The organism is Lactobacillus sp. VURO6/B1 (VP7), from assembly GCF_058139575.1.
The window spans coordinates 1-16,138 of the sequence record NZ_JBVOWJ010000009.1 but is presented as its reverse complement, the minus strand read 5'-3'; the positions used below and the strand labels follow the sequence as shown (position 1 = coordinate 16,138).

15 protein-coding genes are annotated in these 16,138 nt (G+C 37.6%); 7 read left to right on the top strand and 8 right to left on the bottom strand.

Annotated features, from left to right (window positions below):
* Positions 1-2: 2 nt before the first annotated feature.
* Positions 3-854 carry a helix-turn-helix domain-containing protein gene (locus tag ACZ2M0_RS06110; RefSeq protein ID WP_490058876.1) on the top strand — a complete coding sequence of 284 codons (852 nt, stop codon included), beginning with the start codon at positions 3-5 and terminating at the stop codon, positions 852-854.
* A gap of 77 nt (positions 855-931) precedes the next feature.
* On the top strand, positions 932-1,795 hold the full coding sequence (locus tag ACZ2M0_RS06105) for an NAD(P)-dependent oxidoreductase (RefSeq protein WP_490058931.1): 864 nt from the start codon (positions 932-934) through the stop codon (positions 1,793-1,795).
* Positions 1,796-1,871: 76 nt separating this feature from the next.
* On the opposite strand, the gene ACZ2M0_RS06100 is transcribed toward ACZ2M0_RS06105, so the two are convergent.
* The 6 genes from ACZ2M0_RS06100 to ACZ2M0_RS06075 all read right to left on the bottom strand — a co-directional run bounded on the left by ACZ2M0_RS06100 (position 1,872) and on the right by ACZ2M0_RS06075 (position 6,506).
* Positions 1,872-2,414, bottom strand: a complete 543-nt coding sequence (locus ACZ2M0_RS06100; protein WP_490058875.1) for a cob(I)yrinic acid a,c-diamide adenosyltransferase — start codon at positions 2,412-2,414, stop codon at positions 1,872-1,874.
* Positions 2,411-2,929: an ECF transporter S component gene (locus ACZ2M0_RS06095; protein ID WP_046331385.1), complete on the bottom strand. Its 519-nt coding sequence runs from the start codon at positions 2,927-2,929 to the stop codon at positions 2,411-2,413. The genes ACZ2M0_RS06100 and ACZ2M0_RS06095 overlap by 4 nt, the downstream gene beginning before the upstream one ends.
* Before the next feature lie 8 nt (positions 2,930-2,937).
* A complete protein-coding gene (locus ACZ2M0_RS06090; protein ID WP_490058874.1) occupies positions 2,938-3,330 on the bottom strand; it encodes a DUF4430 domain-containing protein in 393 nt (130 codons plus the stop codon).
* A gap of 74 nt (positions 3,331-3,404) precedes the next feature.
* Positions 3,405-3,791, bottom strand: coding sequence for a DUF4430 domain-containing protein (locus tag ACZ2M0_RS06085; protein WP_490058873.1), 387 nt, complete (start codon positions 3,789-3,791; stop codon positions 3,405-3,407).
* Between the two features lie 36 nt (positions 3,792-3,827).
* On the bottom strand, positions 3,828-6,062 hold the full coding sequence (gene nrdJ, locus ACZ2M0_RS06080) for a ribonucleoside-triphosphate reductase, adenosylcobalamin-dependent (protein WP_490058872.1): 2,235 nt from the start codon (positions 6,060-6,062) through the stop codon (positions 3,828-3,830).
* A 258-nt stretch (positions 6,063-6,320) separates the two neighbouring features.
* Positions 6,321-6,506, bottom strand: coding sequence for a hypothetical protein (locus ACZ2M0_RS06075; protein WP_034978719.1), 186 nt, complete (start codon positions 6,504-6,506; stop codon positions 6,321-6,323).
* A 193-nt stretch (positions 6,507-6,699) separates the two neighbouring features.
* On the opposite strand from ACZ2M0_RS06075, the gene ACZ2M0_RS06070 reads away from it, so the two are divergent.
* From ACZ2M0_RS06070 to ACZ2M0_RS06060, 3 genes are all read left to right on the top strand, one after another.
* Positions 6,700-7,410 (top strand): YjjG family noncanonical pyrimidine nucleotidase, encoded by a 711-nt coding sequence (locus tag ACZ2M0_RS06070; RefSeq protein WP_122051749.1) that lies wholly within the window; start codon positions 6,700-6,702, stop codon positions 7,408-7,410.
* A 63-nt stretch (positions 7,411-7,473) separates the two neighbouring features.
* Entirely contained in the window at positions 7,474-8,337 is an 864-nt protein-coding gene (locus ACZ2M0_RS06065) for an aldo/keto reductase (RefSeq protein WP_490058871.1), read from the top strand.
* Between the two features lie 13 nt (positions 8,338-8,350).
* Positions 8,351-9,118 carry a pyrroline-5-carboxylate reductase family protein gene (locus ACZ2M0_RS06060; RefSeq protein WP_490058870.1) on the top strand — a complete coding sequence of 256 codons (768 nt, stop codon included), beginning with the start codon at positions 8,351-8,353 and terminating at the stop codon, positions 9,116-9,118.
* A gap of 89 nt (positions 9,119-9,207) precedes the next feature.
* Here the strand turns inward: ACZ2M0_RS06060 and ACZ2M0_RS06055 are convergent, their stop codons facing one another.
* Positions 9,208-10,218 carry a D-2-hydroxyacid dehydrogenase gene (locus ACZ2M0_RS06055; protein WP_490058869.1) on the bottom strand — a complete coding sequence of 337 codons (1,011 nt, stop codon included), beginning with the start codon at positions 10,216-10,218 and terminating at the stop codon, positions 9,208-9,210.
* Positions 10,219-10,544: 326 nt separating this feature from the next.
* On the opposite strand from ACZ2M0_RS06055, the gene ACZ2M0_RS06050 reads away from it, so the two are divergent.
* Together ACZ2M0_RS06050 and ACZ2M0_RS06045 are read left to right on the top strand one after the other, a co-directional pair.
* On the top strand, positions 10,545-11,372 hold the full coding sequence (locus ACZ2M0_RS06050; protein WP_490058868.1) for an exodeoxyribonuclease III: 828 nt from the start codon (positions 10,545-10,547) through the stop codon (positions 11,370-11,372).
* A gap of 73 nt (positions 11,373-11,445) precedes the next feature.
* On the top strand, positions 11,446-14,286 hold the full coding sequence (locus tag ACZ2M0_RS06045; protein WP_490058867.1) for a DEAD/DEAH box helicase: 2,841 nt from the start codon (positions 11,446-11,448) through the stop codon (positions 14,284-14,286).
* A gap of 170 nt (positions 14,287-14,456) precedes the next feature.
* Here the strand turns inward: ACZ2M0_RS06045 and ACZ2M0_RS06040 are convergent, their stop codons facing one another.
* Positions 14,457-15,563 (bottom strand): serine hydrolase domain-containing protein, encoded by a 1,107-nt coding sequence (locus tag ACZ2M0_RS06040; protein ID WP_490058930.1) that lies wholly within the window; start codon positions 15,561-15,563, stop codon positions 14,457-14,459.
* Positions 15,564-16,138 lie beyond the last annotated feature (575 nt).

The window sequence follows — 16,138 nt, the reverse complement described above, 5'->3', positions numbered from 1 at the left end:
AAATGACAATCGGAGAACTACTAAAAGAATTTCGCATTAAAAATTTAAAAACGCAGAAAGAATGGGCGTCTGGCATAGTTAGTCCTTCATACTATGCCAAGGTAGAAAAAGGGCTTCACCGCATTACTGCAGAAGATTTGCTGGCAATTCTAACTGCTAATCAGATTAAGCCGTGGGATTTTTTTAGTAAATTAAGTCCAGATCAAGCTCAGGATAATGCGGCTAGTTTTATAGAAGATGAAGTAAACAGGGCGTATTATCAAAATGACATTCAGAAAATTAGACAAATCAGGCAGTATGTAGCAGAGAGTGATTTCAAAGATCAAGAAAAAATGCTCTTGCTGATTGACTTTGAATTAGCTGATGCGGAAAATAAGCTGGCAGATTTAAGTGAAGTTAAAAAGAATAAATTAAAAAGCTGGCTCTTTGATCAAAATGATTTTGACGAAAAAGCATTGCGGATCTATATTAATTTGATTCCTATTTATGATTTGAAAAGCAATTTGCTAATAGGTAAAAAGGTAGTTGAAAAATTAAAGAACGTTTCAAAGTTGCGCCAGCAAGAAGAACTATTAGGAGTGATTTGTAATCTCTTAATGATCTGCATTGAACAACAGGCTTATAATGAAGCGCGTTATTTTGTTAAAGCTGCTAAAAACGTTAAGACGAGGCCTGAATTGTTTTTTTTGAAAAATGTATTAGTATTGCTGGAAAATATGATCAGCTATCATTTTGAGCATAAGTCAGAATATTTATCTAAGTGCAAATGGGCTGTTAAAAATTTTACATTGCTGGGGATGCCGGAATATGGTGAACAAATAAAAATATTTTTTAATGAAAACCTAAATAAATAAAAAACTTGCTTATTAAAGATAAGTTAGTGGTATGATTAAGTTGTCGAGAAAACGCTTTTATAAGGGAGATGTTGATGATGAAAATAGGTTTTATTGGCACTGGCGTAATGGGCAATGCAATTTGTCTTAATTTGTTGAAAGCCGGTCATCAGTTATGGGTCTATAACCGGACAAAAAGCAAGACGGATAATTTAGTTGCTCAAGGTGCTACTTGGTGTGAAAATCCTAAAGCTGTTGTTGAACATGCAGACACGATTTTTACAATTGTAGGTTTTCCGAAAGATGTTGAACAAGTTTATTTCGGCGATAACGGCATTTTGCAGGCTGATGTCAAAGGCAAAAACCTGGTTGATATGACAACCTCAAAACCAGCTTTAGCACAAAAAATATTTGCTGCAGGTGAAGAGCAGGGCGCTAAAGTACTGGATGCTCCTGTTTCCGGTGGTGACCTGGGCGCTAAAAATGGTACTTTAACCATCATGGTAGGTGGAGATGCATCTGCTTATCAAAACTTGGAACCTGTTTTTAAGGATTTCGGCAAGCAAGTTCACTTTTTTGGACCAGCTGGTGCGGGTCAGAATACCAAAATGGCAAACCAGATTATGATTGCAGGGACGATGACTGGTATGACAGAAATGCTTGTTTATGCCAAAAAGGCCGGCCTTAACCTAGAAGCAGTTCTCAAAACCGTCGGTGCGGGTAGTGCTGCTAACTGGAGTCTAAGTAATTACGGTCCGAGAGTTTTAAAGGGTGACTATACCCCAGGATTTTTCAGTAAACATTTTTTGAAAGACTTACGCATTGCTTTGGAGACAGCTAAAGAAATGAAAATTGAATTGCCTGCTACTGAAGAAGCTAAAAGATTGTATGAGACTTTGGTTGATGAAAAGCATTTAGGTGACCTGGGTACACAGGGATTGATCAAACTATGGTGGCAGTAAAGTATTAATTTTGAATAAACTAAAAACGGAGTAGTTTCGTAATTGAAACTACTCCGCTTTTTTAATATGAGTAAGATTATTTGATTTTACTTTTGACTTCTGGCACACCATCTAAGACGTTGGCGTAGCGCGCTAAGATAAATAGATAATCTGACAGGCGATTGATATATTTTAAACAAGCAGGAGCAAGTTTTTGCTCCTCAGCGTTCAACTTAGCCATTGAACGTTCTGCTCGTCTGGCCACTGTACGTGCATAATGCAGATGTGTGGCAGTAACCGAACCGCCAGGTAGAATGAAATGGGTTGTTTTAGGAATTTGTTCATTGAGGTTGTCGATTTCTTTTTCTAAATTCTCCACTTTTTCTGTCGTAATTTCTTCATGCCTTTTGACAACAATGTCACTTTCAAGCTCATATAAGTCACGTTGCAAATCTTGTAAAGGATCATGCAATTTTTGACATTTAGCAGACAAGTTGGCAATTACAACACCTAGATAAGAATCAAGTTCATCAATATCACCAACGGCAACAATTTGTAGGTCATATTTAGGTACCATTTTACCGGTAACCTGTTTGGTGAAACCTTGATCGCCCAACTTAGTATAGATTTTAATTGTCATAACAGCCTCCGTTTGTAATGATCAAGTGCAATGTTTAGTGGTTTGTATAAAATGGGATAAAATACTAAATCACCAACTGCATGATAAGTGTCAAAGACTAGACTGCCGGCCCAGTATGCTAAAAAGGCATTAAAACCGCCGAAAATAGACATACCGAAGTCGACAAAGCAGCCATATTCCCAGCCAAGAAAAACGGCGAGAATTAATTGTAAAGTAAAGTGCTTTTTAAGCGGTGTAAATTTACCTAGCAAAGCAACGGTTAAAACGCAACCGCCGTAAGCTAAAACCTGTGATACAGTCCAGATGCCAAAGCCTAAGTAAATGTTGGAGACGACCATGGTTAAAAGAGCTAAGGCAAAGCCAAAACCAAAACCAATATTTAAAGTCACAATCATTAAGATATCAGTCACTGGCTGGACATTAGGTACAGGTATAATCTTAAAAATTCTTAGTGCCACGCACATGGCAGTTAAAATGGCTAATAATGCTAACTTCTTGGTTGAATTACGTACCATAGCAAACTTTAAAAGCTAGTTTTTGCTAAAGTAAATTTAATCTTGTCTTTGTTTGCCAATTTTTGAATTGCGGCACCTTTTTGAGCAAACTTACCATTAATTCTGTAGGTCCAATAGATTTTTTTACTTGGTTTTTGGCTCTTGCCAGCAATAGAAGTAATAAAACCATTCGTACTCTTTACTTTCCAGCACTTTTTTAAACCACGCATTACTGTTGAGTGCTTAGGCAATTTAACAGTCTTCTTTTTATAAGTCTTGTTGTGTACTTTCAGAGTATAAGTGACTTTAATCTTGCTGCTGGCATCAACCTGCTGGACGTTTTGGGTTGTTTCATAACCTGCAAACGTAAAGGTAAAAATAGTGGCTATTCCGGTTAAAACAGATAATTTGCTTTTTTTCATATAAAAACTCCCAATCTATAAATTTTTTGTGCAAGCACTAAAATATTTCGTACTTAGTCGCTTGCACGGATTTTTTATTTCATTTTGGCTAAAGTAAACTTTACTTTATCGTTGCTTGCGACTTTTTGCTGGTTAGCACCTTTGGTAGCGTATTTTCCGTTAACGGTGTAAGTCCAGTATATTTTCTTTTTGGCATTTTGCTTTTTACCATCAATTGCAGTAATGAACCCTTTATTGCTGTCTACCTTCCAGGCCTTTTTCAAACCAGTCATAACAGTAGACTTTTTAGGCACTTTGACTGTCTTTTTTTCTGTATCTTTTTTCGTAGTTAAAACATAGCTAACAGAAATATTATTATTTGCTTTAGGTTTTTGCTGGGTCTGATTGTTCTGACAACCGGATAAAGTAAAGGCAAAAATGGCTGCAACACTAGCAATAATTGGTAACTTGCTTTTTTTCATGATTAAAATTTCGCCTACTTAAATTATTTAAATAATTTATTTAACAGGACATGCACCGGATTCACAGTCAGTTTGGTCAACTAACTCCAAGTCTTTTTGATCATCATTTTGCTCGGCAAAGACTTGAGCAACATCACCGGTAATCTGGGCTTTTCTTTCTTCGTATTTTTCTTTATCGATTGGTTCTTTTGGCGCTTGTTTGAGTGAACCGCCATAGTATGGCAACAGTGAAGTTGACTTAATTACATAACGGTATTGTTTAAAGAGTGACGTAATCTTGTCTCCTTCGTCGCTCTGGAAAGTAACGGTACAACTGACTGCATTATCTGACCAGTAAGTTTGCAGGAATGCTTGCGTTGCAAACTGTTCTTCAATTGAAACCGTGCCGGCTGAAGCAAAGTTCTTGCTGTCGGCGTGAGCAGCACGCAATGGAAACTCAACACATGTTGTGTTGGGTGAATAAATATCAGGTTCTGAGTAGTAACCACAGGCGTCCAGTGCTTTAAGCAGAGGATCAGAAGCTTGGAACCTGATTCTTTGAATGAGATAACCGGCATAGTGGAAGTGCATTCCCTCAGAAGCTCCAGCCAGTTTGGCAACAGTACCTGAAGGTTTAACAGTTGTGTGCTTGATTGATTCGTTGCATTTTAAAATCTTACTGTATTCTTTATCAGCATCGATGACGGCTTGGTAAGCATCAGTAACCATTTTAATTCCCTGAGGATCATAAATTGGCTTCTTAATCTTTGCACCAGTTTCTTCATCAATGCTGTCTTCAAAGCCGGTAACAACGCGGTGACCCAAGTCATTTAACAACCAGTCCTGGATACCTGACATTGAAACACCAATTCTCCTGTTCTTATAAATGATGTTACGGGAAATTTCCCAGTCATAGTCGCTAAAGGTTACACGTTTGGCGTAGCGAGTCGCTAATCTGAAAACGTCTTTCAGATCCCAATTTTCTTGTTCTGCAATATATGGAAATACTTCGAACAGGTTGCAAGGTTCACCGTTACCCAGGGAAATTTCTCCACAAGGGTTAGTACCTTCAACATCACCGTCAATATCTTTTTGATAACCGTCAATGATCCGGCCGTAATTACGAGATAAGTCAAGGTTAACTATTCCAGGCTCACCGTTTTCTCTGATGCCGTTAGCAATTGGTTCATATTCATCAAAGTTAGAATCAATTGCCACACTGTTATTTGAGGCCCAGCGGTGGTGGTAGAGTTTATCTTTATCCTGTTTCATAGCGATAAAGTCTTGATCAGTACTAGTGCCTAAAGCCAGTTCTGCTGATCTTCTTACGTTGCCGGCAACGACTGTTTTACCAATTAAGTTGCAAATGTCAGTACAATCAACAGAAGTTAAATTGCCGCCGACCCGGTTGTTAATAATGTTGTTAATATCGAAAAACATTTCCACTAACGGCATAGGACCAGAAGCTGTACCGCCAAAGCCGTGAATCTTAGCTCCGTAAGGACGAATTCTGCTGATGTCGAGTACCAGTTTGGTCTTATTTTCAGAATTGGTTTGGTTAAAGTGCACGTCGATTAAGCGAGCGTTAGCTAAAACCCAGCCTTCACGGGTATCGGGCAAATTATAATAAATATAATCTGATTTACCATCGTTTTGCTTGATCCATTCGTCTTTGTCCGTTGCACCCAGCTTAATTGAATCTGCGTATGAGGCACTCTTTTTGTTAATCACGACTGTCAAGTCAATTTTATTATCAACTGCAGGAATCTTTCTAATATTATCTTGGACAACAGAAAAGCCAACGCCGCCGCCTTTCATTGATTCGTCAAAAAGAAATGAAAAAGGCATTGAAACTGCTTCTTGATCTTGATTTAAATAATCTGGAACTATATGACTGTCACCGTATTTTTGCGGACGAATAGCTATGAACCAGCAATTATTCAAAGAGTCACCATTGCGCTTTTGGTAATCTGTACCAGAAACCCACAGATTACGACCAGAAGGCGTTGCGCCAAGGCCGTAAACCAGTTTAAATAAATCCTTAGCTTCGTTTGTTAATTCGTTGACTACTTCTGTCGAAGGAGAATCTTTAAGACGGGGATCCAAATTAATGTTGCCCTCGATTACGCGTTTAACCGTTTCGTCCCAATTTTCGGAACGATTTTTTTCAGGAAGCCATCTGGCATAGGTCCTTTTATAAGTAACCCAGCCAAGCTCTCCCCAATGGGGAGTGACATTTTGTTTCACTTGATCAATGTAACCCTGATCTAAGGTTATGCTCGTATTTTTCATATTCAAAGTTACTCCTTAAACTAGCAAATTGTTCCACAGACACATCATCTATGGCTACAATTAGAACTATACCACAATATCTTGTATTTTCTAGAGCAAAGTTTACTCTCAAACACAAGAGAAAAGCATTAAATGATGTGCGAGTAAGTTATAGAGGGTAATAAAAAAACATATAGAATTCAGAGCAACAAAAAAGCACAATAAGTTGAATCTAGTACTTATTATGCTTGAATATATCTTTATTTTTTTAAAGTAAAACTAATGCCTGACTGCTGCGAAGAAAAGGAAGATTAAGCCCAGAAAAATAATTGCAGGAATGAATAAGTGAATTAAGAAAAAGAAAGCAAGAGCACAAGCTAAAAGGAAAAATAGGATTTTGACAATCCCAATTCCCATTTTGACCAAAAGCCAAATGAGAAACAAAATCAATAATAATGTAAACATGCCCAATCACTCCTTTTGCTTAAATTAAGGGATATTATATCTTATTTTTTGAAATAGCAGTAGCAATGTAAACAAAATTTAAAAATAGTTAATTATGTTCTTTATCAGTGAAATATTGTTATAATGAATCTCCACACTAATTTTAGTGAATACGCATTATATTCTTAGGGATATTTGGAGAGGAAGAAATTGCTTGCGTTATAAACAAATAATTTTTGATGTTGATGATACTTTGATTGACTTTGCTGCCACGGAAAGTTTTGCATTGCATAGTCTCTTTAAAGCACATCACTGGCAGCTAACTGAAGAGATGCAACGTGATTACCATGCATATAATCAAGGACTGTGGCGTAAGCTGGAACAAGGCAAGATCAATTATGAGCAGCTGAGTAGAATGGCTTTTACCAATTTTATTAAAGAAAATTTGGGTATTACAGTTGATGGCTTAGCAATAATGAATGAATATCGCTCTTATTTTGGTGAGTCGTACAAGTTGCTGCCGGGAGTTACGGATACTTTGCGGTATGCCCGTAAACAAAATTATTGCTTGACGGTTTTAAGCAACGGTGAGACCTTTATGCAAAGGCATCGTTTACAATTAGCGGGAATTAAGGATTATTTTTCCTTAATTGTGACATCGCAAGAAGCTGGTTTTTCTAAGCCTGATACTCGGATTTTTGATTACTTTTTTGCTCACACCAATATTGGTCCTGAAGATACAGTCTTTTTTGGTGACGGACTGCAGTCAGACATATTAGGAGCAGAAAAATATGGTTTTGACAGCATTTGGTATAACCACCGCAGGCGCAAGAATAAGATGAACCTGCATCCGCTATATGAAGTAACCACTTATCCGCAATTTGTAACTTTACTAAAAAGCGACTTTCAAAAACAGCCGCAATAATTGCTATCTTTTGCTGTAGAAGTATAGTTCAGTTCGGTATAATAGTGGTGAGAGGTGAAAAATATGACTAGCAAAATTCAATCTTTAAATGACACTTATGAATTAAATAATGGCGTCAAAATCCCAGTTATCGGACTGGGAACTTGGCAAACTCCTGATGGTGAAGTTGCTCAAAAAACCGTTGAGGATGCGCTGAGTCTCGGTTATCGCTTAATTGATACTGCTGCTGCCTACGGCAATGAGGAAAGCATTGGCCGGGGCATTAAACGAAGTGGAGTTAACAGGCGTGACTTATTTGTGACGACTAAGTTGTGGAATGATCATCACGGTTACCAGAAAACTAAAGCAGCAATTGATGAAAGTTTAACTAAACTGGATTTAGATTATCTTGATTTGTACTTAATCCATTGGCCTAATCCGGCTCCGGTGCGTGATCACTGGGCTGAATTGAATGCGGAAAGCTGGCAGGCAATGGAAGAGGCAGTTCAAGCAGGAAAAATTCGCGCAATTGGCGTTTCTAACTTTAGGCGTAAGCACTTAGATGAACTTCTGAAAACTGCTAAGATTCGTCCTGCCGTTAATCAAATTTATCTTAACCCTAGTGATATGGAAGAAGACGTGACGGCTTATAATAAAGAACTTGGTATTCTGAGCGAAGCATATTCACCACTAGGTAGAGGTGGTTTGTTTGCTAATGACACGGTAGTTTCTATTGCGCAGCATTATGATAAGAGTCCAGCACAAGTTTTATTACGCTGGTCGTTGCAACATGGTTTCGTTCCACTACCAAAATCAGTTCATCGCGAGCGCCTTGAAGCTAATTTGCGGGTCTTTGACTTTACTATTACTGAGGCTGATATGGCAAAACTTGATGGTTTGCATGGAGCAGCTCAAGTAGCAAATGATCCAGACCAAACAGATTTTTAAAAGGTGCTTGTTGATGAAAATTGGCTTTATTGGAGCTGGTAAAATTGGCTCTGCAATTATTGAGGGCTTGTTGAATGCCCAAAATCCTAGTGAAGACATTTATGTTTTTGACGGTGGACGCCATCACACTGCGCAAAAAATGGCAGCTGAACGTCACTTAAGCTTGATTAATAATTATGAGGACTTTAATGCTTGTCAAGCAGTTATAGTAGCGGTAGGCGGATCTGCCACTGAAACAATCATCAAAAATTTAGGTCAAAAATATCACGGCATTATTCTGTCAACTGGCGGTGGCGATCTGATTCAAATTAATCAAAAGCTGCCAGCAGAAACTTCTTTTGGCAAAATAGTGCCCAATACACCGGTACAAATCGGTGCAGGTATTACAGTTGCCAGCTTTATACCTGATGAAAAGCCGGCAGTAATCACTACTGTCAAAAATATTTTTACCCAAATGGGAGCAGTTTACGTTGTACCTGAAAATTTGCTGGGCATATATGGTACTGTAGCCGGTTGCACGCCTGCCTATGTTGATTTAATGGTTGAAGCTCTCAGTGATGCCGCAGTACAGAATGGAGTTAACCGAGCCGAATCATACGAAATAATTAACCAGATGCTTTTAGGTACTAGTAAGTTGGCACTCATTAGTAAAAAATTGCCCGAAGAGTTAAAAGATGAAGTTACAACGCCGGGCGGTTCGACAATTAGAGGCGTAACTAAACTTGAAGAAGAAGGGTTTAGGAACGCGCTGATTCAGGCAATAAATGCTTCTGCTAATTAAAATAATCAATTAAAAAGACATCAGATAAATTTATCTGATGTCTTTTTTGACAATAAAGTGTATTTAAGAAGGGAAAATAAGTTTAGAGACTAAAACTCTTTGTCTAAATCAACTGGAGTATCAGCTTTTTCACCCTTAATTAGCTTCAAGTTGTTGTCGAAAGCCTTGATAACCATGTTACGAACAGCATGAGTAGTGTAAAAGGCTGTATGTGGAGTTACCAAAACATTTGGCCGTGCAATCAAGTCAGCTAAACGTTTGTCAGGAAAGTCCTTACAACTGAAGTCACTGTTGAAAATACCAACTTCATTTTCGTAAGTATCCATTACGAAGCCAAAAACTTTACCTGAGTCAAGACCACGAACAATTGCATCCGTATCAACTAATGGTCCACGGGAAACGTTGACAATAACAACGCCATCCTTCATCTTCTTAATTGAATCATCGTTAATCATGTGAACATTTTCTGGAGTATCAGGAACGTGAAGTGAAATAACGTCAGACTTAGCGTAAAGTTCATCTAAGTCATCAACGTAGTAACCCTTCTTTTCTAATTCTGGGTTCTTGAAGATATCGTAGGCAATAACCTTAGCGCCAAAGCCTTCCATAATTCTCATGAATACTTGACCAATATGACCAGTACCTACAACACCAACAGTTTGGTCACGTACTTCGCGACCAATTGTAGGTGCCCAGCGCAGATCATGCTTAGCAACTTTTTCGTCCATAACCTTGTCTTGGCGCAAAACTCTGGCAGCTTGAATAGCAGCGTGTTCAGCGATGGCATCTGGTGAGTATACCGGAACATTAGTGATCTTAAAGCCTAATTCCTTAGCTTTCTTTAGGTCAATATTGTCAATACCAACGTTACGGATTGACCAGTTGTGAATACCTAATTTGTCTAAAGCCTCAATAGTATCAGCCTTATAATCCAGTTGCTGGTAAGTTACAACACCATCAGCACCTTTAGCTAATTCAGCCGTTTCAGGGGTGAGAAGTTGATCAGTGAAATCAACATCAACATCCTTGTGAGCCTCTTTCCATTCATGAACATAAGGTTCTTCATCTTTACGAATGGCGTAAGCATAAATTTTAGTCATAAAATCTAACCTCCAAAGATTATTATTGTTGTCTCTTGTGCTATTATACACTTGCTTAACGTGATTGAAAAATATAAAAATGTGAAAAAATTATTTTTTTAAAAATACTGCTATATCAGTAATCGCTTACATTTATGTTGTACAAGGGATTATAGCAAAACAAAAAAATTACAATTATTTTTTACTGAGGTAGTGAAAAATATAACAGCAAATTTAATAAGAATACCTAATACCGCTAAAAAAATAATACTGAAAAAAATAATAGAAGTTTTGAGTCCCAGTGAAAAAACTATATAATGAAAGAAATGATTAATAAGGAGAAGAAAATGATCTTAATTTCGTGGAATATTGATTCACTTAATGCAGCTTTAACAGGAACTTCCTCACGTGCCGTGGCAACACGCCAGGTTTTAGAAAAAATACATGCTCAAAATGCCGATATTGTCGCAATCCAGGAAACAAAATTGCGCTCAACTGGACCTACCAAAAAACACTTGGAAATATTAACCAAGGAGTTTCCAGAATATGATATAGTATGGCGCTCATCAGAAGAACCAGCTCGTAAAGGATATGCCGGTACTATGTTTTTATACAAAAAAGAACTTAAGCCTAAAGTAGCTTATCCTGTGATTGGTGCACCAGAGCCAATGGATCATGAAGGCAGAATTATTACGTTGGAGTTTCCTGAGTATTTTGTGACCCAGGTTTATACGCCAAATTCAGGTAATGGCCTAAAGCGCTTAAGTGAACGGCAAGTATGGGATGAAAAATACACTGCCTATTTGCAAAAATTGGATCAGGAAAAGCCGGTTTTGGCTAGCGGTGATTACAACTGCGCTCACCATGAAATTGACCTGAAACACCCGGACACTAACCATCATTCAGCTGGTTTTACCGATGAAGAGCGAGCCGATTTTACTAAAATGCTTAAGGCCGGTTTCACAGATACCTTTAGAAAAGTTAATGGCAACGTTGAAGGAGTTTACTCGTGGTGGGCTCAACGTGTAAGGACTGCTAAGGCTAATAATTCAGGCTGGAGAATTGATTATTGGCTGACAAGCAATAGAATTGCTGATAAGGTCAAGCGTTCCGAGATGATGGATACTGGGGAGCGCGCCGATCACTGCCCAATTTTATTGGAAATAGATTTATAAATAGTAATAAAAAGAGATCCAAAGGGTTGGGTTTCTTTTTCTTTTGTGTAAAATAGCTTTGAGGTGATGTTGAATGAATGAGCCTTTGCAGGATGCCATTCTTAACGGTTTGTATGATCCCAGCTATCCAGGACATGAATTATTAGGACCAAAACTGTTGCAAAATAACAAACAGGAGAATATCTGGCTGACGCTGCGTCAAGAGCTTCTTAGCTGCCAAAGTTTTACCTGGGCAGTGGCTTTTATTACTCAAGATATGCTTGTTCCGTTTAAAGTAGTCATGGCTGATTTGGCTAAAAGAAATATTACGGGTACTTTAATTACAGGTGACTACTTAGGATTTAACAACCCTAAAGTTTTCCGTGAATTGTTAAAAATTCCCAATTTAAGCGTTAAAATCACCTCTAAAAACGGTTTTCATGCTAAAGGCTATCTTTTTGAACACGAAGATTGGCAGACTTTAGTTATCGGCAGCGCTAATTTTACCCGGGCAGCTTTGCTCAGTAACTGTGAGTGGGCTTTAAAAATCAGCTCCAAAAATAATGCGACACTGACAACACAGATTGCCCGGCAGTTACATGAATTAAAAAGAAACAGTATGCCCTTATCTGAAAGTTGGATAGCAGAATATGAGCAAAATTGGGTAAAACCACAGTCGCAATCAGGGGCTCAGTTAAATGAAAAAGCTAAAATTGTACCTAATGAAATGCAAAAAGAAGCTTTGCATGAGTTAAAAGGACTAATAGATAGCGGGCAAAAACGCGGTCTGGTAGTTTCAGCAACAGGAACAGGCAAAACGTATTTGGGAGCATTTGCAGTCAAAGACTTTAAGCCTCATAAATTTCTTTATGTTGTCCACCGCGAGCAAATTGCCAAAAAAGCTTTAAAAAGTTTTTACCAAGTGATTGGTGGCAAGTTATCTGATTATGGGCTATTAACAGGACATAAGCACCAACTTGAACGCAAATATGTTTTTGCCACCGTGCAGACTTTAAGCCAGCCAGATATACTTGACAGCTTGGAGGCAACAACTTTCGATTATATTTTGATTGATGAGGCTCACCGGGCGGCTGCACCAAGTTATCAGCGCATTTTTGCCAAGTTTAAGCCACAATTTTGGCTGGGGATGACTGCTACGCCGGAAAGAATGGATGATCAGGATGTTTACCGCTTATTTGATTATAATTTAGCCTATGAGATCCGTTTGCGTGAAGCACTGGAAGAGAAGATGCTGGCACCTTTTCATTATGTTGGCGTTGAGGATTATGAAGTAGATGGTGCAACGATTGATGAAACTACCAATTTGCGCAGACTACTGGCACCCGAACGGGTAGACTATGTCTTAAAGCAATTGGATTATTATGGTTATTGTGGCTCTCAAGCTAAAGGGTTGGTTTTTTGCAGTCGCCAAGAAGAAGCGCGTAAATTAGCGCAGGCTTTTTCAGAACGTAAGCATCCAGCAGTTGCTTTAACTAATGAAGATAGTGAAAAAAGAAGACTACAAGTTGTCAACCAGCTGGAACAGGGTAAAATTGATTACATTATTACCGTTGATCTTTTTAATGAAGGTATTGATATTCCAGCTTTAAATCAGATTATTATGTTGCGCAATACGCAGTCCAGCATTGTGTTTATCCAGCAGTTGGGACGCGGTTTGCGTAAATATCCTGGTAAAGATTATGTGACTGTCATTGACTTTATTGGTAACTACAAAAATAATTATTTAATTCCGATTGCTTTAAATCAAGATGATAGTCGTTCGCAAGATAAGGCCCGGCAGGAAAGTATGCTTCCTGGTTTTATTGATGTTTCAACGATTAACTTCAGCCAAATTGCCTCTGCTAAAATTTTGGCTTCGCTTGATCAGATTAAATTGGACAGCATTAAAGAATTACGGCAGTCTTACCAAGAACTAGTGCAAAAGATAGGACGTCCGCCCCTGTTATTTGATTTTTATCGTTATGGTTCAACCTCACCTATGGTTTTTGCGAATAACCATAGTCTTAAACATTATGGCGACTTCTTGATTAAAATGGGTGAACCTGTGAAGCTAAGTGATTATGAAGATGGCGTTTTGTCTTTTGTTACCAAGGAATTATTAAATGGGAAAAGACCACATGAACTAATACTATTGCAGCTGCTTTTAGAAAAAGACCAGGTTAGTCAAGAAGAATTTGAGCAAGTCTTGCATGATTATGGTGCTTACGTTAATGAAAAGGTCCTGACTTCAGTAGAAGATATTCTTTCTTTGAACTTTTTTGACATCAAACAAGGCAAGACAACGAAAAAAGACCAGTATGGCGGTCAACCTCTTATAGTCAAAATTGATTTGTTTGACTATTCATTAGCACCAATATTGGCACAATCTCTTAACCAAAATGAAACTTTTAGGAAATTATTTAGAGATGTGATTAAAACGGGTTTGGCACTTAATCAAGACTATGACAATCACAAACAATTTACCCTTTACCAGCAATATGATCGTAAAGATGTTTGTCGGTTGTTAAACTGGCCCAAAGATGTTTCCGCACCTATGTATGGCTATTGTGTAGACGAAAACGAAACGCCTATTTTTATTACTTATCAAAAAGATTCGACTAAAAAGCGCAATGCTTTGTACCATAATACGCTAGAAGACGGTCGCTGTTTGCGCTGGTATACGAGATCGCCCCGTCATCTAGAATCAGATGAAGTTCAGAGACTACTTAATACTCCGCAGATGAAGCTGTTGCTTTTTGTTAAGAAGAGCGATGCGATTGGCAAGCAATTTTACTATTTAGGACAGGTAGATATTCAAAAGGATACGGTCAAGGAAGAATTACTGGGGCCAAAGAAAAAAGCTGCGGTAGGGATGAATTTGCTGCTAGAAAAGCCATTGAGTACAAAAATGTATGAGCTACTATTTGATGAATAAGAAAAAGTCTAAGAATTGAACTTCTTAGACTTTTTGAGTTAGCAAAGAAAGTAATATTTAAAGGATTATTACAAAACAAAGGACCAACAAATCACGTTGATAAATGCTGATTTATTAGTCCTTTTGATATGTAAGTAGGAAATCACTTTAGCTAATTTTTTGATAAAAACCTAGCGCTCTACAAAAGTATTAGGTTTGATACGTTTCAGGATTTCGTATCCTACATCTTTTTGATCATTTTCATTATCGTTAGTTTGATTTAAAAACATAACAATTCCATTTTGATTATCAGCAGTTAGCTGCACCCAGGTGCCAAAATGCTGTCCCTTAAAGCTGCCATAGGCGTTTCTAATATTATCATTATTGTATAGGTACATTCCACCTGAATAGTTAACTACTTTGCTTTTTAGGTGAGTCAAATAATAGAAATCATCTTTATTTAAAACTGTGCCGTCTGTTAAGCCCACCTGAATCTTGTAATATTCTGCTGTGGTAGTAAAAAGATTGCCAGCACCAGGAATTTGTGAAACCAAGCTTTTTTTGAGATAAGTTGCTTTTTGATAGTTCTTACTCCCATTTGAATAGTATGAAATTGGATCAGTCATTTTCTTAGGGATGTTTTGGTAAAGATAAGTATTTTTCAAATTTAGCTTATCAATAATGCGGGTTTGCAAGTTATCTTCGTAAGACTTGCCTGTAACTTGCCTAATGATACCGGTGAGTAAAATATAGTTACTATTATTGTAGTGATAATTACCTATTGTGTCAGACTTTGAGGCATTGATATTATTAACCACCCAGTTAATAGCATTGTCTTCTGAATAATTATAGCCTCTGTCTATTTCTGTTTTAGTAGCCATAATTCCAGAAGTATGGGTCAGCAGATTTCCTACAGTAATATTATCGGCATTCTTGAGGTTAGGGTACCAGCGAGATATTTTGGTGTATTGAGTAAATTCGTCTTTGGTGCCCTTGGTTTCATTAATTAGTTGAACTATCATTGCACCAGTAATTACTTTTTGCAGTGAAGCGGTGGGATAAACAATTTTGCTGCTGCCATTACCAATTCTTTTGCCATACCAGGCATAACCGTAGCTGATTGTTTGTGGAACCCCGTTTTGTACTACTGTGACTATGCCACGAACATTGTGCTTTTTAAAAGTATCTCTAACAAAATTGTACATTTCAGTCTGCTTATTATTAGTGGCAGTTGCTGCACTAACCTGACTGGTTGCAGTAACTAAAGGTGAGGCAGCAATAACTAGGGAAGCCACCATTGTAATAAATTTATGCTTCAAAATAATTCTTTTCTCCTTAAAATATAGTAGTATTATAAGACTTTAAAATTAATTTGGGGAATACGAAAAGATTAAATTTAGATAACGTTTGTAATTCGTCTGAAAATACTTTGTTTTATTATGACATTGAAAAGTGGTGCTTTTAACCATTTAAAACTCTCACAAAAGAATACCAAGGGTAATGCGAATGAAATACTTGGAAAAAGAGGTTTTACTTTTTCTTAAAAGTGCCAGATAGTTAAGGCTTTTTGGTTTTAACAGAAAAAATGATAAAAAAGACTTGCAAAAGGCAAAAATAATTGCTAGTATTAATAACTGTCGTCGGGCAATGAGCCGCAAGGCAAGAGGCCTAAGAGGCAGCACAAAAAATCGAGCAAAAGCAGTTGACAAAAGCGAGCTGCTTTAGTAAGATAATAAACGCTGTCAGGGAAGACGGCGAAAAGAACCCAGAAAAAAGTGCTTGACAAAAGGGACTGAATCTGGGAAAATAAAAAAGCTGTTTTAAAGAAGCAGCAGGTAGTACCTTGAAAACTGAACAATGTTTTCGCAAAAAT